The organism is Streptomyces torulosus (assembly GCF_001419765.1).
GTDB classification, from domain to species: domain Bacteria; phylum Actinomycetota; class Actinomycetes; order Streptomycetales; family Streptomycetaceae; genus Streptomyces; species Streptomyces torulosus.
In genome coordinates this window covers 1-1129 of record NZ_LIRK01000797.1, presented here as the reverse complement: position 1 = coordinate 1129, position 1129 = coordinate 1, and the positions used below count along the sequence as shown (strand labels likewise).

Genomic DNA, 1129 nt, shown 5'->3' with positions numbered 1-1129 from the left:
CGCTCGGCGGCCGGGACGCGGCGATGGACCAGGCACTGACCGCGCTGTACGGCAAGGGGGACAAGCCGCAGACGGGGAGGGACCGTTCCGCGGGGCTCGGGGCGTCGGCGCCGTCGGTGGCGCGGTGGCTCGGGGACATCCGGACGTACTTCCCCTCCTCCGTCGTCCAGGTCATGCAGCGCGACGCGATCGACCGGCTCGGGCTGTCCACGCTGCTGCTGGAGCCGGAGATGCTGGAGGCTGTGGAGGCCGACGTCCACCTCGTCGGCACCCTGCTCTCCCTCAACAAGGCCATGCCGGAGACGACCAAGGAGACGGCACGGGCCGTCGTGCGGAAGGTCGTCGAGGACCTGGAGAAGCGGCTCGCGACCCGCACCCGGGCCACCCTCACCGGTGCGCTCGACCGCAGCGCCCGTGTCAGCCGGCCGCGCCACCACGACATCGACTGGAACCGCACGATCGCGGCCAACCTGAAGAACTACCTGCCCGAGTACCGCACGGTCGTGCCCGAGCGGCTCATCGGGTACGGGCGGGCCTCGCAGTCGGTGAAGAAGGAGGTCATTCTCTGCATCGACCAGTCGGGGTCGATGGCGGCGTCGGTCGTCTACGCGTCCGTGTTCGGGGCGGTGCTGGCGTCGATGCGGTCCATCAGCACCCGGCTCGTCGTCTTCGACACGGCGGTCGTCGACCTCACCGACCAGCTCGACGACCCGGTCGATGTCCTCTTCGGCACCCAGCTCGGCGGCGGCACGGACATCAACCGGGCGCTCGCGTACTGCCAGTCGCAGATCACCCGGCCCGCGGAGACGGTGGTCGTGCTGATCAGCGACCTCTACGAGGGTGGGATCCGCAACGAGATGCTGAAGCGGGTGGCGGCGATGAAGGCGTCGGGGGTGCAGTTCGTGACGCTGCTGGCGCTCTCCGACGAGGGAGCGCCCGCGTACGACCGGGAGCACGCGGCGGCCCTCTCCGCCCTGGGCGCACCGGCGTTCGCCTGTACGCCCGACCTGTTCCCGGAGGTGATGGCGGCGGCGATCGAGAAGCGGCCGTTGCCGATACCGGACAGTGCCTGAGGGGTTGGGGCGGCTGTGGGGGCGGTTGCCGAGGGCTGATCGCCGCCGCCATCACC

At 70.9% G+C, this 1129-nt stretch carries 1 protein-coding gene; it reads left to right on the top strand.

What is annotated here, in order from left to right; all coding sequences use genetic code 11:
• A partial coding sequence (locus AOK23_RS40100; RefSeq protein ID WP_055717351.1) for a vWA domain-containing protein occupies positions 1 to 1073 on the top strand: 1073 nt, incomplete at its 5' end.
• Positions 1074 to 1129: the final 56 nt, after the last annotated feature.